16 protein-coding genes are annotated in these 18094 nt (G+C 66.3%); 12 read left to right on the forward strand and 4 right to left on the reverse strand.

What is annotated here, in order from left to right; translation table 11 throughout:
- Nucleotides 1–3 precede the first annotated feature (3 nt).
- Nucleotides 4–1644, reverse strand: a complete 1641-nt coding sequence (locus QFZ69_RS18375; RefSeq protein ID WP_307000324.1) for a thiamine pyrophosphate-dependent enzyme — start codon at nt 1642–1644, stop codon at nt 4–6.
- Entirely contained in the window at nt 1641–2978 is a 1338-nt protein-coding gene (locus QFZ69_RS18380) for an MFS transporter (RefSeq protein WP_306913419.1), read from the reverse strand. Before QFZ69_RS18380 ends, QFZ69_RS18375 begins: the two co-directional genes overlap by 4 nt.
- Nucleotides 2979–3154: 176 nt before the next feature.
- On the opposite strand from QFZ69_RS18380, the gene QFZ69_RS18385 reads away from it, so the two are divergent.
- The 9 genes from QFZ69_RS18385 to QFZ69_RS18425 all read left to right on the forward strand — a co-directional run bounded on the left by QFZ69_RS18385 (nt 3155) and on the right by QFZ69_RS18425 (nt 12103).
- Complete coding sequence (locus tag QFZ69_RS18385; protein WP_306913420.1) at nt 3155–4339, forward strand: CdaR family transcriptional regulator; 1185 nt, start codon at nt 3155–3157, stop codon at nt 4337–4339.
- A 132-nt stretch (nt 4340–4471) separates the two neighbouring features.
- Complete coding sequence (locus QFZ69_RS18390) at nt 4472–5830, forward strand: MFS transporter (protein ID WP_306913422.1); 1359 nt, start codon at nt 4472–4474, stop codon at nt 5828–5830.
- Nucleotides 5827–6300, forward strand: coding sequence for a RidA family protein (locus QFZ69_RS18395; RefSeq protein ID WP_306913424.1), 474 nt, complete (start codon nt 5827–5829; stop codon nt 6298–6300). Before QFZ69_RS18390 ends, QFZ69_RS18395 begins: the two co-directional genes overlap by 4 nt.
- On the forward strand, nt 6297–6905 hold the full coding sequence (locus tag QFZ69_RS18400) for an RraA family protein (protein ID WP_306913426.1): 609 nt from the start codon (nt 6297–6299) through the stop codon (nt 6903–6905). Before QFZ69_RS18395 ends, QFZ69_RS18400 begins: the two co-directional genes overlap by 4 nt.
- A gap of 41 nt (nt 6906–6946) precedes the next feature.
- Nucleotides 6947–7486 carry an NUDIX hydrolase family protein gene (locus tag QFZ69_RS18405; protein WP_306913428.1) on the forward strand — a complete coding sequence of 180 codons (540 nt, stop codon included), beginning with the start codon at nt 6947–6949 and terminating at the stop codon, nt 7484–7486.
- A gap of 129 nt (nt 7487–7615) precedes the next feature.
- Nucleotides 7616–8725, forward strand: a complete 1110-nt coding sequence (locus tag QFZ69_RS18410; RefSeq protein ID WP_306913429.1) for a DUF6707 family protein — start codon at nt 7616–7618, stop codon at nt 8723–8725.
- A 49-nt stretch (nt 8726–8774) separates the two neighbouring features.
- A complete protein-coding gene (locus QFZ69_RS18415; protein WP_306913431.1) occupies nt 8775–9500 on the forward strand; it encodes an SRPBCC domain-containing protein in 726 nt (241 codons plus the stop codon).
- A 33-nt stretch (nt 9501–9533) separates the two neighbouring features.
- On the forward strand, nt 9534–10841 hold the full coding sequence (gene tgt / locus QFZ69_RS18420; RefSeq protein WP_306913433.1) for a tRNA guanosine(34) transglycosylase Tgt: 1308 nt from the start codon (nt 9534–9536) through the stop codon (nt 10839–10841).
- Between the two features lie 320 nt (nt 10842–11161).
- Nucleotides 11162–12103, forward strand: coding sequence for a hypothetical protein (locus QFZ69_RS18425; RefSeq protein WP_306913435.1), 942 nt, complete (start codon nt 11162–11164; stop codon nt 12101–12103).
- A 145-nt stretch (nt 12104–12248) separates the two neighbouring features.
- Here QFZ69_RS18425 and QFZ69_RS18430 read toward each other — a convergent pair whose 3' ends face one another.
- Nucleotides 12249–12944: a queuosine precursor transporter gene (locus tag QFZ69_RS18430; RefSeq protein ID WP_306913437.1), complete on the reverse strand. Its 696-nt coding sequence runs from the start codon at nt 12942–12944 to the stop codon at nt 12249–12251.
- A gap of 318 nt (nt 12945–13262) precedes the next feature.
- The gene (locus tag QFZ69_RS18435; protein ID WP_306913439.1) at nt 13263–14690 is read right to left on the reverse strand and encodes an MFS transporter; all 1428 of its coding nucleotides are present in this window, start codon (nt 14688–14690) and stop codon (nt 13263–13265) included.
- 258 nt (nt 14691–14948) lie between these two features.
- On the opposite strand from QFZ69_RS18435, the gene QFZ69_RS18440 reads away from it, so the two are divergent.
- Genes QFZ69_RS18440 through QFZ69_RS18450 form a run of 3 tightly spaced genes read left to right on the forward strand, consistent with a single transcriptional unit; the run spans nt 14949 to nt 18068 of the window.
- On the forward strand, nt 14949–15617 hold the full coding sequence (locus QFZ69_RS18440) for a response regulator transcription factor (RefSeq protein WP_306913440.1): 669 nt from the start codon (nt 14949–14951) through the stop codon (nt 15615–15617).
- Nucleotides 15614–17050, forward strand: a complete 1437-nt coding sequence (locus QFZ69_RS18445) for a HAMP domain-containing sensor histidine kinase (RefSeq protein WP_306913441.1) — start codon at nt 15614–15616, stop codon at nt 17048–17050. The genes QFZ69_RS18440 and QFZ69_RS18445 overlap by 4 nt, the downstream gene beginning before the upstream one ends.
- A gap of 52 nt (nt 17051–17102) precedes the next feature.
- Entirely contained in the window at nt 17103–18068 is a 966-nt protein-coding gene (locus tag QFZ69_RS18450) for a TAXI family TRAP transporter solute-binding subunit (RefSeq protein WP_306919498.1), read from the forward strand.
- The last annotated feature ends 26 nt before the right edge of the window (nt 18069–18094 follow it).

Genomic DNA, 18094 nt, shown 5'->3' on the forward strand with positions numbered 1-18094 from the left:
CGGTCAGTTGCTGGAAGTTTTGGGTGAGCGGGTGGCGGGGTCCTGCGGGAGGTGCAGGACCGCCGGCAGCCCGGATTCGACGGCGCGGCGGAAGGCGGCGCCGAAGTCCTCCGCTTTCTCCACGCGTTCGCCGTAGCCGCCGTAGGACCGGGCCAGCGCGGCGAAGTCCGGGTTGGTCATATGGGTGCCTGAGGGGCGGCCCGGGTAGTGGCCTTCCTGGTGTTCGCGGATCGTGGCAAAGATGCCGTTGTCCACCACGAGGGCGATGAACTTCGCGCTATGGCCCATGGCCGTGGCCATTTCCTGGCCGTTCATCAGAAAGCAGCCGTCCCCGGCCACGGAGATCACCTGGCGGCCGGGGTACGCGAGGGAGGCGGCCACCGCCGCCGGGATCCCCATGCCCATGGCACCGTTCCGGGGCGCGGCGAGTGAGTTTGCCGTGTTGTGCTTGAGGTAGCGGGCCGGCCACAGCGAGTGGTTCCCTGCCCCGTAGGTGATGACGGCGTCGTCGTCCATTTCCTGTTTGAGGATTTCCATTACGACGGCGAGGTCCACATATTTTGAGTCCACTTCGTTCCCGCTGTCCGGCTGCGCCGTGGAGAACTTTTCGTAGTCCGCGCGGGCCCCCGCCAGCCAGCCGGCCGCGGGTTCCACCGTGGAGTCCGTGACGGCGAGTGCCTTGGCGAAGGACGCGACGTGGGCCGGAATGTGCTGGTCCAGCCGGCCGAAGTGGCCCAGCAGGTCCGCGTCGGGGTTGACCACCACGGTGGCGGCATCCAGTCCGCGCTTGTAGCCGTCGGAGAGGACGTCGGCGCGGACGCAGCCGACAAACACCAGCAGATCGGCTTCGTCGAGCCGGCGGGCGTTGGCGTCGCTGCGGGCGTAGCCCAGATATCCGGCGTAGGAGTCACTGCTGTGCGGGACGGCGTCGTAGGCGCGGAAATCCGCGAGTACGGGGACGCCGTGGCGGGACGCCCAGCCGGCCAGCGCGTCGGAGGAGTCCTGGTCCCAGCCTTCGCCGCCGACCACGATCAGGGGCTTCCTGGCCGAGGCGAGCTTGGTCTCGAGGCCGGCGAGGTCCGCCGCTGCGGGTTCGGTGCGGGCGACGGTGCGGGGCTCCACGGTGCCCGATTCGATGGCGTGGACCAGCACGTCTTCGGGAAGGCCGATCACCACCGGGCCCGGGCGGCCGCTCAGTGCGGTGAAGATGGCGTCATCCACCACGCGGGCCGCGGAGGCTGCGTCGTCGAGCGTCACGACCTTCTTCGCCGTGCTGCCGAACCAGGCGTTGATGTCGAATTCCTGGAACGACTCCCGGCCGCGGTCCGCGACCGGGATGAGGCCGACGAACAGGATCATCGGGGTGGCGTCCTGGTGCGCGGTGTGGATGGCAATGAAGGCGTTGGCGGCGCCGGGACCCCGGGTCACCATGGCGACGCCGGGGAGCTCCGTGAGCCGGCCTTCAGCGAGGGCCATGAACCCGGCGCCGCCTTCGTGGCGGGTCACCACAGTTTCAATTGAGGAATCGTGCAGGCCGTCCAGCACGTCCAGGAAGCTTTCGCCGGGGACGCCGTAGACGCGCTGGATGCCGGCTCGTTCCAGCTGGGCAACGATCAGGTGCCCTGCGGTGGTTGTGGTGCTCAATGCTTCATTCCCTCTTCTTCGATGCTGAGTGCGGGGAGGAGGATGCCGGACAGCGCCGTCAGCACGGACACGACCAGCAGGATGATGGCACCCGGCCAGAACGAGTTGCCGTTGGCGGCCACGAGGGCCGTGGCGATCAGCGGCACGAAGCCCGAGATGACGCCGGCGCTGTTGGACGTGATGGCGACGCCGGTGTAGCGGACCTTCGTGGCGAAGAGCGCGGTGAGGGCCGTTCCGGACACGGCGTACGGGATGGACAGCGTAGACACGCCGACGATCATGGCCAGGACCACCAGGACGGGGTTGGCGGTGTCGATGGCCAGGAAGACGGGTACTGCGATGGCGGCTGATGCGACGCCACCCCAGAGGATGACTTTGCTGGCTCCGAACTTCTCGCCCATGCGTCCGGCCCAGATCAGGACGAAGATTTCCACCACGGCGGCCAGGAGCGAGCCGAGCAGGAGGGTTTCGTAGGGCATCTTGAGGATCCTGGTGCCGTAGAAGACCACGAAGCTGGTGATGAGGTAGAAACCGCCGATCCCAAGCAGCGCCGAGCACATGCCCACCAGGATCTGGCGCCAGCTCTTCGTCAGCACGCCGCGGATGGGTGCGTGCTCGGTCTCGCCGGACTCCATGAGCGCTTCGAATTCAGGAGACTCGCTGAGCTTGCTGCGGATCCACATGGAGACGGCCAGCAACGGCAGCGCCGCGATGAACGGGATGCGCCAGCCCCACGCGTCGAAGTTGGTCTGGCCCACGAGGTACAGCATTCCGAAGAAGCCGCCCGAGGACAGGATGGTGCCGATCGGGGACCCGATCTGCGGCAGGGCCGCATAGCGGGCGCGCTTGGCAACGGGGGCGTTTTCGACGGCGATGATCACCGCGCCGCTCCACTCGCCGCCGACGGCGAGTCCCTGCAGGATCCGCAGCGCGACCAGCAGGATAGGTGCTGCTACGCCGATGGTCATGTAGTTGGGCAGCAGACCGATCAGGCCGGTCACGATGCCGATGCCGACGATGGTGACCATCAGGATCTTCTTGCGGCCGATTTTGTCACCCAGGGATCCGAAGATGAAGCCGCCGATCGGGCGGGCCACGAATCCCACCGCCAGCGTGGCGAAGGAGCTCATCGCCGACACGAAGGGGTCCTGCGACACGAAGTACTGCGCGTTGAACACGAGTGCCGCGGCGGTGGTGAACAGGAAGAAGTCGTACCACTCCAGTGCCGTTCCGACGAGCGCCGCGAGGGCGACTTTCTTGGCCACGCTCTCATCGACGACCCCGGAAGTCTGCGGGGTGGCGATGGTGGTGGCGTTGCTTGCGCTTCTTGCCATGATTGCTCCAAAGAATGTGACTGGACTTGACTGCAGCCAACCGCGTCAATCCGTGACGGCGGCGCATCGTTCGACGGTTGTGATTGGCCTCACCCCGCGCTTCGCTCCATTCTGCCAGTAGCTTTTCCCAAAAAAACTAGCGGTGCGCCACGCATCTCCGGCCCTAGAATGTGGGAATGCACAATTTTGAATCGCCAGGCGACGAAGTCCGTTGGAGTGAACTGGTGGACCAGCTGGAGGGGCGGCTGGACGCCCTCGCCCTGGCGTTCACTGCCCGGGTCCGGCAAATCCCGGAGTATGGGGAAAGCCAGGTGACTGTCCCGGAGATTCGGAACACGGCGAGGGAAACGTTCCGCCTCCTTATCCACGGCCTTCGGCGTGTTCAGGCTGCCAACGGACGGGACGGGCTGCTCGCCTTCGCTTCGGACCTCGGTTCCAAGCGCGCGCGGTCCGGGATTCCGCCGGAGTCCCTGACATCGGCCGTGCGACTGGACTTCAGCATCCTGTGGGCCGACCTCCTCGACATCGCCGCCCCGGAGGACGCAGCCCTGCTGGCTTCACGGGTGGACCAGGTCTGGCGGGTAGTCGACGAATTCGCCACCCGGACCCACATGAGCTACCTGACCGAGCGCGTTCGCATGGCCCAGGAGGAATCCAGCATCCAGCAGGAATTCATCGCGCGGCTGTTCAACCAAAGCACGCCCTCCGCCGAAACTTCCGCCCAGGTTGGCTCAGCCTTGGGCATTGGGGCTGATTCGCGGTGTGGCCTCGTGGCTGCAAGCGGTGAACCGGGAGCCCGGCTTCGAGCGGCCGCAACGAACTTAGGTTCCGGCCAGCGCCGCCACAGGCTGTTCCTGCACGAATCCGGCGGAAACACCTATCTGTTTTGGCAGCTTCCCCAGCGCAAAGCCCGGGACGTGCGCATGGCCGGGCAGCAATTGCCCGCAAACCTGGCCGACATTCCCTGCGGCTACGTTCCGGAGGTCCACGGCCTCCGTGGCCTGCCCTCCGCGGCCCGGACGGCGGAGAGCCTCGCGGCCCTGCTTCGCCCGGGCGATGCCGGCCCCTTGTCCCCCGATGCTGCCTGGCCCCGGCTTGCCCAACAGAATCTTCAAGATGCGGGTCTCGACCTTGCCGCCCAGTTGGACGAAGCCCTGGCGGAGTGCCGGGGCGGAGAGCGGGAGCGCCTGATGGAGACTGTGCAGCATTTCTTGTCCACCGGAAACATTACGGCCACCGCCGAGCAGCTGTTTTGCCATCGGAACACCATCCTGAACCGGCTCAATCGTTTCCACGAACTAACCGGAATCGACCTGACCGTCCCGGCCCAGGCCGCCAGGCTGGTGGTTGCGTGGGCCTAACCGTTGTGTGAACACCCAATCAGAGAGCTTTATTGGTGGATTTTTCGCCATTGAGCTGTGATCGCCAACACAGAATAGTTGGCTTCTACCTTGCACCGGACATTCGTCCCCGCACCCCCATCTGGAGAACTGATGGCTCAACTGGTAGAAACCACATCCCAAGCCGCTCGGCTGGACCTCGCCAAAATGCGCAAGATCGCCGTCGCGAGCGTCATCGGCACCACCGTCGAGTGGTACGACCTCTTCGTCTTCGGGACAGCCTCCGCGCTGGTCTTCAACAAGATCTTCTTCCCGAGCTTTGACCCCGTCGTCGGCACTATGCTCGCCTTCGGAACCTTCGCGTCCGCCTATATCGCCCGCATGGTGGGTGCCATTATCTTCGGCCACTTCGGGGACCGGCTGGGCCGGAAATCCATGCTGCTGATCTCGCTGCTGACCATGGGCGCCGCCACGTTCGCTATCGGGCTGCTGCCGGACTACAACAGCATCGGCATCATGGCCCCGCTGCTGCTGCTCTTCCTGCGCGTCATCCAGGGTTTGGCCTTGGGCGGCGAATGGGGCGGCGCCGTCCTGATGACGGTGGAGCACGCACCCCCGTCCAGGCGGGGGTTCTACGGATCCCTGGTCCAGGTGGGCGTGCCGGCCGGTACCCTGATCGCCAACGTCGCGTTTCTCATTGTCGCCTCGAGCGTCAGCACCGAAGCCCTCCTCAGTTGGGGTTGGCGCATCCCGTTCCTGGCTTCCGCGCTGCTCGTGGCGGTGGGCATCTACATCCGGCTCCACATCGAGGAAACCCCGTCCTTCCAGGCGGTCAAGGACGCCGGGGCCAAGGCTAAACTGCCGTTCGCCGCCCTCATGGCCAAGTACTGGAAGCAGGTCATTCTGGGCGGTGTCGCAACGCTGTCCACGGGAAGCACCTTTACGCTGCTGGTGGCCTCCGGCGTGTCATATGGCAAGAAGGAACTGGGGCATTCAGAGGCGCTCATGCTCTGGGTCGTCCTGGCCGCCTGTGCCCTGTGTTTTGTCCTGATCCCCTTCTTCGGCCAGCTCTCTGACAAGTACGGCCGCAAGCCGATCATCTACGCGGGCGTAGTCGCCGAGGCCGCTTTGGCTTTCCCGATGTTCTGGCTCATGGACACAAAATCTGTGCCCTTGCTCTTCGTCGCCTACCTGGCAATGATGACCGCCTTCGCCGCCAACTACGGTCCGATCGCAACCTTCCTCGCTGAGCTCTTCGGCTCCAAGGTCCGCTACTCGGGCCTGTCCGTCGCCTACATGCTTTCCGGCCTCCTGGGCAGCGCAGCAACACCGTTCATCACCACCTGGCTGCTGGGCGTGACCCACCAGAGTTCGTCCATCGCGTGGTACATCATGGCCGCCGCCCTGGTCTCGCTCGGCGCCTTGTTCGTCCTGACGGAAACCCGCCACGGCAACATCGACGCCGTCGACATGGCTCCCGCCGACGCGGCCGAAGCGGCGGCAGCCAAATGACCGTTCTTCCCACCGATCGTCCCACTGTCCTTCCCGTTGGGGGCGGTATCCGCCGGATCGCGGAGATACCGGGCGGCGCGGCCGCCGTCGGCCCTTTCTCGCAGGCCGTCGTCGCCAACGGCTTCGTGTTCACCGCCGGCCAGATTCCCGCGATCAGCGGGCTGGACGACCAGCCCGATACGTTCGAGGACCAGGTGCGGCAGACGCTGCGCAACCTCCAGTCAGTGCTTGAGGCCGCCGGGTCCGGCCTCGAGCACGTGGTCAAGGTCAACGCCTATCTCACCGATCCCGGCCGGCTGGAGGACTACAACCGGGTCTATACCGAGTTCTTCGCCACTGCCAGGCCGGCGCGGACTACGGTCTGCGTCAGCCTGTGGGGCGTCTCGCTGGAAATCGAGTGCGTGGCCGTACTTGCCGGCGAAGCGGTCCAGGGCACGGATCCGGGCGCGGTCGCACCGGGGGCGCCGTGAGCACCGGCCTGGTCGAGGGGCTGGCTGCCGTCAGTTACCCAACGATCGGGCATTTCCTGGAGGACGGTTTTGTGGATCCGGCCATCCAGTCGCTGCTCGACGGCGTCAAGATGGCCGGGCCAGCCGTCACGGTGCGCATCTCAGATCACGACGCATTCGCCATGAACCGCGCCTTGCTGGAGCTGTATCCCGGCGCTGTGCTGGTCGTGGACATGTCCGGTGACCACCGGCACGCGCCCGTGGGCGCCGTCACCGCCGCGGCGGCCACCGCGCAAGGCGCCGCGGGCGTCGTCGTCGACGGCGTAGCCACCGACCTTGTGGAACTCCGCGCCACCGGCCTGCCGGTCTTCGCCCGCGGAACTTCATGCCTGACCACCAAAAGAGTCCACAGCGGCGGCTCCGCGGTGAACGTCCCGGTGCAGTGCGGCGGCGTCCGGGTCAATCCGGGCGATTGGGTGCTCGGAGACGACAACGGGGTGATTGTCCTGGCCCCGCAAGCCGCGGCCGATGTACTAGGGCAGGCGCTCGCCTCGGACGCCGCCGAACCGGCGCTGCTGGCACGGATCGCCGCCGGCGAGCCGCTGGAAACAGTACTGGCGATCTGACGGACGGCGGGGTTCGGGCAGGGATGCGGTAGAACTTAACCATGAACGTTCGCACTCCTGACCCGAATCCCGGCTGGCTCTCCGAAGACGATTTGTTCGAGGCGCGGGGCAGGCTGCCGATGGTCTACGTCGAGGCCGTGCCCGTCAGGCTGGATCCGCTCGGGTTCGTGAACGAAGTCGGTACGCTGCTGCAGGCCGATGAGGACGGCAACATGATCCGGTCCCTCGTCTCCGGCCGCGTGCTCTACCGCGAGACCATCCGCGCCGCGCTCCTGCGCCACATGGAGAAGGACCTCGGCCCGCTGGCGTTCCCGCAACTTCCCATCAGCCCGGTGCCGTTCACGGTCGCCGAATACTTCCCCGCCCCGTCCCACACCGGATTTACCGATGACCGCCAGCACGCCGTCGCGCTGGCGTACATCATCCCCGTCACCGGCGAATGCTCGCCGCGGCAGGACGCCCTCGAGCTCACGTGGATGACGCCCCAGGAAGTAATGAGCTCGGATGTGCAGCTCGAATTCAGCGGCGGCCGGGCGGCGCTGATCCGTCAGGCGCTGGCCTTCGCAGGCGTCGGCAACTGACCGCCGCCGGGCGGCCCCGGCGTGCCCGGCGGAGTCCCCGGGACGCTCGAGGCAACGCCGGCGTCCCTGACTTCACCACCTGCCTTTGTAGACTGTTGGGCGGACCATAAGAGAATTTAAGGACCCCCGATGACCCACCCGCCAGCCTCCCGGAACTACAGCGAACAGCCGGCTGGATCCCTGCAGACCGGGCACCACCTGCTCCTTCCGGACGGCAAACGCTCCGCTGAGATCCAGCGTGTTGACGTAGAAACGGACGACTTCGGCACCCCCGCGCTGGTTCTCGCGACCCTGACTGGCGGCGGAATGCTGCGGATCGCTGCCGGTTCCGCCGTCTCGGTCCTGGACGCCCCCGAGCACGCGGCCGAGGTTCCCGCCCGCGGTGACATTCCCGACTTCGGGGTTACCGCCCGAGAGGACGGCGCCGGGAAGCCTCCCCCGCGTGGTACCAGCCCCGACGTCGACAACGGCACCGGTCGCGGCGGCGCCGGGAAGGAAGACGCCGCAGAGGGCGCCACGCCGGATCCCGCCGCTGAAACTCCCGGCGCTCCCCCTGCGCCGCCCGCCGTCGTCGTCCCTCCCCTGCCTGCCGGGCCGCCGGCAGCGAGCGGCCCGAGCGAGGCGGACCTGGCACTGATCCCGTCCCCCGAGGGAACACCGGAATCCGTGGTGGAAGCGGCCGCGGCGGCACACCCGGACGCCGTGGGCGTGCAGCTGCTCGCCGAGCGGCCGGTCAAGGGCATTAATACCAAGTCCGGCAGCTGCCTCAAGGACCTCAGCGATCTGGCGCACGAGCTGTTCATCCTCCGCAAGGACGCCGAGAACGCCCTCGCTGTCGCCGACCTGCTCAACGTCCTGCCCTTCGACGGGAACCCCGGACGGTGGGCATCGGTGGAGTCGGCCCTGGCGCTCTCCAGCTACATCTGCCGCAGGCTCGGGCAGGAGGAACGCGCCACCGTGTACGAGAGGCTCCTCCGCACGCCGGACACCATGGAAACGGACCCGTTCAAAGCCCGGATCAACGCCAAGGTGCGGCAGCGCTCGCTCAACGAACCGAATCTGTACGACAAGGAAATCTTCCGCTCGATCGACAGCTCGAATCCGGATGCGGAACGGGAATGGCGCTTGCTGCGGCTGGAGGCGCTGCTGTTCCTGCGCGCGCATGGGGGCTCGGAGACGATCGGGGCACAGGAGCTGGAGCGCCGGATCGGCAACGAACTCGAGTCTGTCCGCGCCTGACACTCGTTTGGCCCTACCCCGTTGCGGCCGGGCGTTGTAGATTCGCCCCATGACGAACAATCTGAGCGTTGTGATCAACTCCGACGCGCAGCAGGTCTGGACGATGCTGCGCGAACCGTCCAAGGTGGCACAGTGGCACGGCTGGCAAGCTGATGATCAGGCCGCCGAGATCAATGAGATCTACTTCAGCCCCAATGTGGTCGAAGGCGCGGACCACACCTCCCTCGTGGTCGACGGCGGGGACGTCTTCACGCTGAAACCGGTCCCGACCGGTACCGAGGTCAGCGTCACCCGGGCCGCGGTCGACCACAATTCCGAGTGGGCCGCATGGGATGAGGACATCACCCAGGGCTGGCTGACCTTCCTTCAGCAGCTCCGCTTTGCCCTGGAACGGCATCCCCACGGAAAGCGCCGCACCATCTTCTTCTCCGTTCCCGGCACCGAGGGTTCGGTCATCGAAAAGCTGGGCGTCAACGATGTGCCGGCCCCGGGCGAACCATATTCGCTTACCCTAGACACCGGCGAGGAGATCTCCGGCAGGGTGTGGTTCCGGAGCAACCATCAGGTGGGCCTGACGGTCCACCACTACGCCGAGCACGGCGAGGGACTCGTGATCGTAGCGGACCAGCCGTCCATCCCGGACATCCGGCCCGACGGCGGTTCCCTCGTGATCGTCTCCACCTACGATCTGGGGGCCCACCGGCTGGAGGAAGTTCGGAAGTACTGGGACACATGGCGGGCTGAGAACTACCCCACATCCGACCCGCTGCACTAAGGGTTGCCGGCTGTCAGCTGGCAGACTTGAACGGTGCCAGCCATTCCTGAACCAGCCGCGCCGCCGCTCCAGCCCGCCCGGCAATCCGAGTTTTCCTTCCGGGTCGGCAAACGCCTGAGCGAAAGCTGCTCGCCGTCGTCCGCTCAGCTGGCCGAAAACGGCGGGCCGTTCCTGGGCCGCACGGGCACCATCACCACGCCGCACGGAGAGATCCAGACGCCCGCGTTCATCGCGGTGGGCACCAAGGCCACGGTGAAGTCGGTGTTGCCGGAATCCATCGCAGAGCTGGGGGCGCAGGCCGTGCTCGCCAACGCCTACCATCTGTATCTGCAGCCGGGCGCGGAAATCCTGGACGAGGCGGGCGGGCTGGGCGCGTTCATGAACTGGCGGGGCCCCACCTTCACGGATTCCGGCGGGTTCCAGGTGATGAGCCTGGGCTCGGGCTTCAAGAAGGTCATCGATATGAAGACTGCGCCAGTTGCGGATACCGCCGTCCCCGACGACGCCGTGGCACCCGGCAAGGAACGCTTGGCACACGTCGACGAGGAGGGCGTCTGGTTCAAGAGCCACCTCAACGGGGACCGGCACCGTTTCAGCCCCGAGATCTCCATGAACGTCCAGCACCAGATCGGCGCCGACATCATGTTCGCCTTCGACGAGCTGACCACGCTGCAGAACTCCCGCGGCTACCAGGAGGAATCCCTGGAACGGACCCGCCGCTGGGCCGAGCGTTGCATCACGGAACACTTCCGGCTCACGTCGGAGCGCGCCGGCAAACCGTACCAGGCATTGTTCGGCGTGATCCAGGGCGCCCAGTACGAGGACCTGCGGCGCAAGGCCTGCCGGGATCTCGGCGCGATGAACTTCGACGGCTTCGGCATCGGCGGGGCCCTGGAGAAGGAGAACCTGGGCACGATCGTGCGCTGGTGCAACGAGGAGCTGCCGGAGAACAAGCCGCGGCACCTGCTCGGCATCTCCGAACCGGACGACATTTTCACGGCCATCGAAAACGGCGCGGATACCTTCGACTGTGTCTCCCCCACCAGGGTGGCCCGCAATTCGGCCTTCTACCACCCGACCGGGCGGTATAACCTCTCCGGCGCCAGGTACAAGCGCGACTTCGGCCCGCTGCAGGAAGGCTGCGACTGCTACGCCTGCCTGAACTACTCCCGGGCCTACATCCACCACCTGTTCAAGGCCAAGGAGATGGTCTCCGCAACCCTGATCTCGATCCACAACGAGCGCTTCGTCGTAAAGCTGGTCGACGACGCCCGCCTCGCCATCGAGGCCGGCAACTTCTTCGAGTTCAAGGCCGAGACCCTGGCGCAGTACTACTCCTAGGCCCGGGCACCCTCCCGCCGAACTCGCCGGAGCCCTGCGGAGTCGTCAGGCTCCCGCCGAACTCGCCGGAGCCCTGCAGGGTCGCCGGAAGATTTGCGGCTTTCCGGCGAACCCGGGGCTTTCCGGCGAACCCGGGCCGGGCCGCTTCCCGCAGGGTGGGTGGACGCGCTCTCGAAACTCTTCGGATCGTCGAAGTCGCCGGAAGCACGTCGGGTCGCCGGAAATCTACGGCGATCCCGCAGCTGTCCGGCGACGTCGCGTTTTCCACATAACGACGGCGGTACCTCCCGGGAGCTAATCGGGCGCGTGAGGCTTGTGGCATGGCGAAACACGACTTCCTGGAACTGCCTGGTACGGGCAACATGTGGCGCACCGAGCAACTGTTGGACCTCGGCTATGGCTCCCGTGCCATCAAATCGCTCCTGGACAACGGGGCTCTGGTCCGGCTGCGCTACGGCTGCTACCTCCGGGCCAGCCTCTGGAACGCCCAGTCCCAGATTGTCCGCAGCCGCCAACGGATCTTCGCGCACGCGCACGGCACCCGGACGACGTCGACCGGGGGCTTCGTCTATAGCCACACCTCTGCTGCACGGCTGCATGGCCTGTATCTCTGGGACGTGGACAATCTCATCCACCTCACACAGCCGGTGCGGCCATCGAATGAGCGCCACGGCAAGGATGTCCGCTGCCATACACGCCCGTTCGCCGACCACGAGGTAACCCTGGTGCGCGGGCTGCGGGCAACTTCGCTGGAGAGAACGGCCGCGGACTGCGCCATGATGCTGCCCTATCGGAAGGCCCTGATCGTTATGGACCATGCCCTTCGACTCGGGGCGGATTCGGGCGCGATGCAGGCCATGGCGGATTCGCTGGACGGGCGCCGCGGCATAAGGACGTTCCGTCGTGTACTCGAAACTGCTGACCGTAGTTCGGAATCGCCTGGCGAAACCCTCACCCGGGAGCTGATCCTGCGGCTTCGGATTAAGGCGCCTGAGCCGCAGGTCGAGGTCACAACCCGGGTGGGAAGGCACCGCCTCGATTTCGCGTGGAAGGAAGAAAAGGTGGCTCTCGAATTCGACGGCAAGACCAAGTACTTCGACTACGAGCCAACCCCCGAGGTGCTCTTCGAGGAACGAAGGCGGGAAAAGGCTCTCATGGAAATGGGCTGGCGATTCCTGCGCATCGAGTGGAAGGACCTATTCCGGGAAGAGGAATTCAAGAACCGCTTGCTGCGCGCCTTGGCTGGCCGCTCCCAACCTTAGGCCGAATTCGCTGGAACCCCGCAGCGTCGCCGGAAGTTTGCGGCGAAGTCGCACGATTCCGGCGAACCGGGCGGGTGGACGAACCCGGGCGGGTGGGCGAACCCGGGCGGGTGGGTGAACCAGGCCCGGCCGGGTCGACGTCGGGTCAGGCCCCGTAGCTCGGCTCGCGCCTCTTGATCCAGCCGATCACGGCCGAAGTGACCGGGACGAACAGGAACTCCACCATCGTCTTGTATAGGAAGCCCACGAGGACGTAGTTCGCGAAGCTGCCGAAGTCGCTGATTCCGATCACGGACGCGGCGATGCTGCAGAAAATCAGGGTGTCTACGAATTCGCCGGCCACGGAGGAACCCATGATGCGCGCCCACAGGGACTTCTCCCCCGTGCGTGCCTTCATCTTCACCAGGATCCAGGAGTTGATGGTCTGGCCGGCCAGGAACGCGAGCAGCGAGGCGAGCACGATCTGCGGGACCGGGCCGAGCGCACCCTCGAGGGCTGCCTGCTTGGAAGCCCCGAACTCGTCGTCGAACCCGGGCAGGGCAATGATGATCCAGTAGCAGACCGACGCGAAGACGGACAGCGCGAACGTGGTGGCGATGGCCCTCCGTGCCACCTTGAAGCCGTAGACCTCGCTGATGACGTCGCCCAGGATGTAGGCCAGCGGGAAGAGGAAGAAGCCCCCGTCGGTGATGATCGGGCCGATCGCCACGCCCTTGGACGCCCCGATGTTGGACAGGATCAGCACCACGGCCATGATGGCCAGCGTGATACTGAAGTACGGGGAACCGATCGAGGCGAATTTAGGCGGCGCCGGAGCCGGGAAAGTCTGGGCGGAAGACATGGGTGGTCCGTTCGTAGTGGTTCGCTCGGACGCCCCGGATCCGCGTGGCGGACGAGGCCAGGGCAGCCGGCTGTATTAACACTGGGCGCTCCCGGCGGAACGACCGCCGGAACCGCCCTCCATTCTCTCACCCCGGAGGCGCCGGGAGAGCGCCAGGAGTTAACGACGACGGCGGGCGGCCAGCTGCCGGAACCCAAGTCCCGCGGTCGGCCACCCGCCGTCGTACCCCATGCCGTCGTACCCCCCCATTTCGACGGTTCCCGGCGGATCGACTCTAAGCGTCGTGGGGGCAGGGAACCGTCGAAACGGCCCGGCGACCTATCGGCGCGAGGCGCCGACGAGGTCCTTGTCATCGTCGGTGCGGCCAGCGATGCCCGCGTCGCCAGCGTCGGCCCCGGGCTCCCAGGCGTGGCCCTGCTCGCGGTCCAGGTGCGTGGCCTTCTTGTTCTTCAGCGCGAAGATGTACACCAGGAGCGAGATCGCGATGGCGACGGTGACGTAGGTGAAGAACAGGTCCACGCGCTCGGCCTTCTGGAACGCGGCACCGAGCAGCGGAACCGTACCGCCGAAGAGCGAGTTGGCAATGGCATAACCCAGGCCCACGCCGAGGGCACGGATGGAGGCGGGGAACAGTTCGGCCTTCACGAGGGCGTTGATGGAGGTGTAGCCGCCGACGATCAGCAGGCCGCCCAACATCAGCAGGAAGGCCGTGAACGGATCCTTGGTGCCGGCCAGGGTGGACAGCAGCGGCCAGGTGAACAGGACGCCGGTGATGCCGAACCACAGGAGCAGCGGCCTGCGCCCGACCTTGTCCGAGATGATGCCGTAGACCGGCTGGAGCAGCATGAAGATGAACAGTGCCCAGAAGTTGATCACGGAGGTGTCGGTCTTGGCGATTCCGGAGGTATCGTTCATGAACTTCAGGATGAAGTTGGTGTACGTGTAGAACGCCACGGTGCCGCCGAGGGTGACGCCGATGCAGATCAGCAGCGGCTTCCAGTACTGGGTGAACAGCAGCCTCATGGTGCCGGGCTGTGCAACGCCGGCCGCGGCGGGAACCTTGGCGGCCTCGACCTGCTCGGCCGACACGGTTTCTTCCATCGAGCGCCGCAGCCATAGGACCACGAGCGCGGCGACGCCGCCGATCGCGAACGGGATGCGCCAGCCCCACTCGGTCAGGTCGCCCTTGGGCAGGACGTTCTGCAGGATGACGAGAACCAGCAGGGCCAGCATCTGGCCGCCGATCAGGGTGACGTACTGGAAGCTGGAGAAGAATCCGCGGCGTCTGGAGGTGGCGGCCTCGGACATGTAGGTGGCGCTGGTGCCGTATTCGCCGCCCACGGAGAAGCCTTGGACCAGCCGCACCAGGATCAGCAGAACCAGCGCCCAGACACCGATCTGCTGGGTCGTCGGCAGGATGGCGATGGCGAAGGACCCGGCGGACATGATCGTCACGCTGAGCGTCAGCGCCGCCTTGCGTCCCTTGCGGTCCGCATAGCGGCCGAAGAACCAGGCGCCGACCGGGCGCATCAGGAATGACGTAGCGAAGACGGCCATTGCCTCGAGGCCGGCCTGCAGGTCGTCCTGGGAATTGAAGAAATGCGACTGGAAATACGCCGCGAAGACCGTGTAGACGTAGAGGTCGTACCACTCCACGAGGTTGCCGGCAGAGCCTTTGAGAATGTTGCTTACGGCTTTGCGGGTCTGGGCTGACTCATTCTGGATTTCGGCTTGCTGGGTGCTCATCGCTGAACCTTCCTTAGCGGCGGCGCTACTGGTTCCTGGCGTAGTTCCTTGCTGTCCACGGCAACTTTGCCCATGGTTCCTCCTCGACGTTGACGGCCCCCATCAAACGCCGAGGGCATTATCAAAGCTATGCGTGAGCCACAGCACAACCAACGTGGGAGGGCATTTCCTAACACTTCCTTAGGTTTCGACCGGGGAAAGGGTAATCTCCAAAGCGGGCAGATTGCAGGTGCCCAGTCAACGAAAAGGGACCGGACCATGGAATTGCTGATCGTCGAGGACGACGACGCCATGGCGTCCGCGCTGGCCGCAGCGGTTGTGTCCGCGGGGCACAACCCCACCCGGGTTGCCCGCGGGGCTGACGCCCTGCTGGTGCACCGGAAGTTCGGGGTGATCCTGCTGGACCTGGGGCTTCCCGATGTGGATGGCCTGGACGTATTGCGGAAGCTTCGCCAGGTCACCCCGGTTCCGATCCTGATCCTCACCGCACGCGACGACGAACGCAGTGTGGTGCTTGGCCTGAGGTCCGGAGCCGACGACTACCTGGTCAAGCCCGTGAAGCTGGTCGAGCTGCTTGCCCGCATCGAAGCTGTCACCCGGCGTGCCGGCCGCCACCCCGGCACGCCGCAACGGAACATCGTGCTGGGCGACGTTGAGATCGACCTCGAAAGACGCGTAGCAACACGCGCCTCAGAAAAGTTGCCGTTGACGGCCACCGAGTTCGACCTTCTCGCGCTGCTGGCCGGTCACGCGGGCTCGGTGGTGACCCGGGAACAGATCCTGGACGCGCTGTGGGGAGATGCTTTCGTCGCATCGTCCCGGGCCCTGGACGTGCACCTGACGGGGTTGCGGGCAAAACTCCAAGTGCCAGGCTTCATCATCAACGTCCGCGGCGTCGGCTACCGGATTGAGGCGGAGCCGGCGTGAAGCTGCGTGTCCTCGGCATCCTGAGCGTGCTGTCCGTTCTCATCGTGGTCTTCGGCTCCACCGCCATCCTGACGTCAGTCAGCCGGGAACTGACGCAGGAACTCCAGATCAACCGCGTCGCCGCGCTCAACCGGTTCGCGCAGGTTGCTTTCGACGCCGCGACTGCCGGCGAATCCGCACAGCTGCAGGCGGAGATGGACAGATACTCCGAACTCTACGAGGAGGGGGTCCTGATCCGTCTCCAGCAGGTTACCGTGCACTCGGGCGGCCTGAGCGAGGACAGGGCGGACGTCCGCGACGCGGTGGCCAGGGCGAGCCTGAACCTCAGCGACACCACGCTTGCCCCGCTTCAGCCGTTCGGCCCGGCGTCCGAGGTGGTGTCCCGGTCCTTCGGCAGTGCCAGCCAGGTCCTTGGGGAGGTGGTCCTCGAGGTGAACCTGGAGGCGGCCCGGCAGCAACTGCGGGAACGGTGGCTCGTCGTCGGGTTGGCGGCCGCCGCGCTCGCTGCGCTGCTCCTCCTGGGTGCGGCCCGAGTGACCGGGTGGGTGCTGCGTCCAGTCCATCGCCTGAACTCGGCAGTGACGGAACTTGCGGCAACGGGCCGGACTGGCCAGCTTCCGGACGACGGACCACCGGAGCTGCGGGAACTGAGCCGTTCGTTCAGCACGATGGCGCGGACCGTCAGCAGCAGCCTGGATTCGCAGCGGCAACTCATAGCGGACACCTCGCACGAGCTTCGCAATCCTGTCGGCGCCCTGCGGCTCAGGATCGATTTGCTTGAGTTGGAACTTCAGACCGCCCGCCAGCATGACGCGGCAGCCGGAGTCCTGGCGGAACTCGAGCATGTGGAAGACATCCTGGAGGGAGTCCTAAGGCTGGCGGCGGCTGAGCACAGGGCCCGTGAAGACTCTGCCCGGGGTCCGCTGGGCAGCCCTTCGCGTGGGGTGCAGGCTCCAATTGATCCCTACCCGATCCTCCAGGAGGAAGCCGAACGGGCAGGACCGGCCGCCCGGCGCAGCGGAGCCTCAATCCTGCTGCAAAGCCCGCCCACACCGGCCGTCCACATCGCCTGCAACCCCGCTGAGCTGGCCCAGATGGTGGCGGAACTGATCAATAACGCCACTAAATACGCGGCCGGCGCACACATCTCGGTTGCTGCCCGCATGCATGAAGGCGCGGTGGCCATCGAAGTGTCCGACGACGGCCCCGGGCTTTCCGCGGACGAACGGGCAGCAGCCACGAGCCGGTTCTGGCGCTCTCCCCGGAACCGCGGGATCCGCGGCAACGGCCTGGGCATGACCATCGTGGACAAACTGGCTGGGGCCAACGGCGGCCGCCTGCTGCTTGCCGAGGCCTCGCCACACGGCCTGATCGCCCGCCTCGAGTTTCCGCACACCGCGGCTGCCCAAAGACAGGTGGGCCAGGATTACTGATTTATTCAGGGCCGGGGCCCTGCCCCCGAGGAGGACCGCCCTCAAGGCCGGCCTGGCGGCCGGGCTGACCGGACTGCTTCTGCCTAGCCTAAGCGCGTGCACGCCCGAGGACCGTCCGGACGTTGTTACCGTCGCCGGCGGCGAGCCGGGCGGCTTCTACCTGGAGTTCGCTGCCCTATTGGCGGAGTCCCTCCAGCGACATGGCGTGGCCGACCAAGCCACCGCGCTGACCACCGGGGGCAGCCTGGATAATCTCGAATTTCTCCTGTCCGGCAGGGCAACTTTCGCCGTCGCACTGTCAGACTCAGCGGCCGCGCGGCGGGCGGCAGGAAGCGGGACGCCCGGCGTCGGAATTTCCGCCGTCGGAAAGGTCTACGAGAACTATGTCCACTGCGTGGTCCGGAAGGACAGCGGCATCCGGGACATTGCCGGACTGGCCGGCAGGACCGTGGCTGTCGGTGAGCCGGGGTCGGGGACGTCGCTGACCACTCCCCGCCTGATCGAAGCTGCCGGGCTGGGCTCCGCTGCTGTTGGTGCCGGCCCCACGGACCCGTCTGCCAAGACTGTCACAGTCCTGGGCCTCGGGCTCAACGAGGGCCTCGCGGCCCTGCAGGATGAGTCCGCGGATGCGCTGTTCTGGTCCGGGGGCGTGCCGACTGCGGCGATTGCTGCCGCCCACGGCGAGTCCGCGCTGGGGCTCCTGGACCTCTCCCCGCTGCTTCCGGCGCTGCGGGCCAAATACGGCGTCTTCTACGACCGGGTGCTGATCCCGGCGGGCGCCTACGAGGGAATTCCAGCGGTCTGGACAGTGGGCGTGGCGAATCTCCTCCTGTGCCGGAGCGATGCGGACGCCCGCACGGTGAAGAAGACCGTCGAAATCCTGGTGGGACATGGCGAGGAGCTCATTCCGCGTTCAAGCCTGGGGGTCCAGTTCCTGAGCCCGGAATCGCTGATCAACACCGCAGGTTTGCCCCTGCACCCGGCCGCCGCTGCCGCGTACCGGGAGCTCCACGGGTAACCAAAACCCTCCCTCACATCCTGCAC

Source organism: Arthrobacter sp. V1I7 (assembly GCF_030817015.1).
Lineage (GTDB): Bacteria > Actinomycetota > Actinomycetes > Actinomycetales > Micrococcaceae > Arthrobacter.

What these genes read in the sequence shown, in the direction of transcription:
- QFZ69_RS18380 (WP_306913419.1), bottom strand. Translation starts at nt 2,978, where the DNA reads ATGGCAAGAAGCGCAAGCAACGCCACCACCATCGCCACCCCGCAGACT.
- QFZ69_RS18385 (WP_306913420.1), top strand. Translation starts at nt 3,155, where the DNA reads ATGCACAATTTTGAATCGCCAGGCGACGAAGTCCGTTGGAGTGAACTG.
- QFZ69_RS18390 (WP_306913422.1), top strand. Translation starts at nt 4,472, where the DNA reads ATGGCTCAACTGGTAGAAACCACATCCCAAGCCGCTCGGCTGGACCTC.
- QFZ69_RS18395 (WP_306913424.1), top strand. Translation starts at nt 5,827, where the DNA reads ATGACCGTTCTTCCCACCGATCGTCCCACTGTCCTTCCCGTTGGGGGC.
- QFZ69_RS18405 (WP_306913428.1), top strand. Translation starts at nt 6,947, where the DNA reads ATGAACGTTCGCACTCCTGACCCGAATCCCGGCTGGCTCTCCGAAGAC.
- QFZ69_RS18410 (WP_306913429.1), top strand. Translation starts at nt 7,616, where the DNA reads ATGACCCACCCGCCAGCCTCCCGGAACTACAGCGAACAGCCGGCTGGA.
- QFZ69_RS18415 (WP_306913431.1), top strand. Translation starts at nt 8,775, where the DNA reads ATGACGAACAATCTGAGCGTTGTGATCAACTCCGACGCGCAGCAGGTC.
- QFZ69_RS18425 (WP_306913435.1), top strand. Translation starts at nt 11,162, where the DNA reads ATGGCGAAACACGACTTCCTGGAACTGCCTGGTACGGGCAACATGTGG.
- QFZ69_RS18430 (WP_306913437.1), bottom strand. Translation starts at nt 12,944, where the DNA reads ATGTCTTCCGCCCAGACTTTCCCGGCTCCGGCGCCGCCTAAATTCGCC.
- QFZ69_RS18435 (WP_306913439.1), bottom strand. Translation starts at nt 14,690, where the DNA reads ATGAGCACCCAGCAAGCCGAAATCCAGAATGAGTCAGCCCAGACCCGC.
- QFZ69_RS18440 (WP_306913440.1), top strand. Translation starts at nt 14,949, where the DNA reads ATGGAATTGCTGATCGTCGAGGACGACGACGCCATGGCGTCCGCGCTG.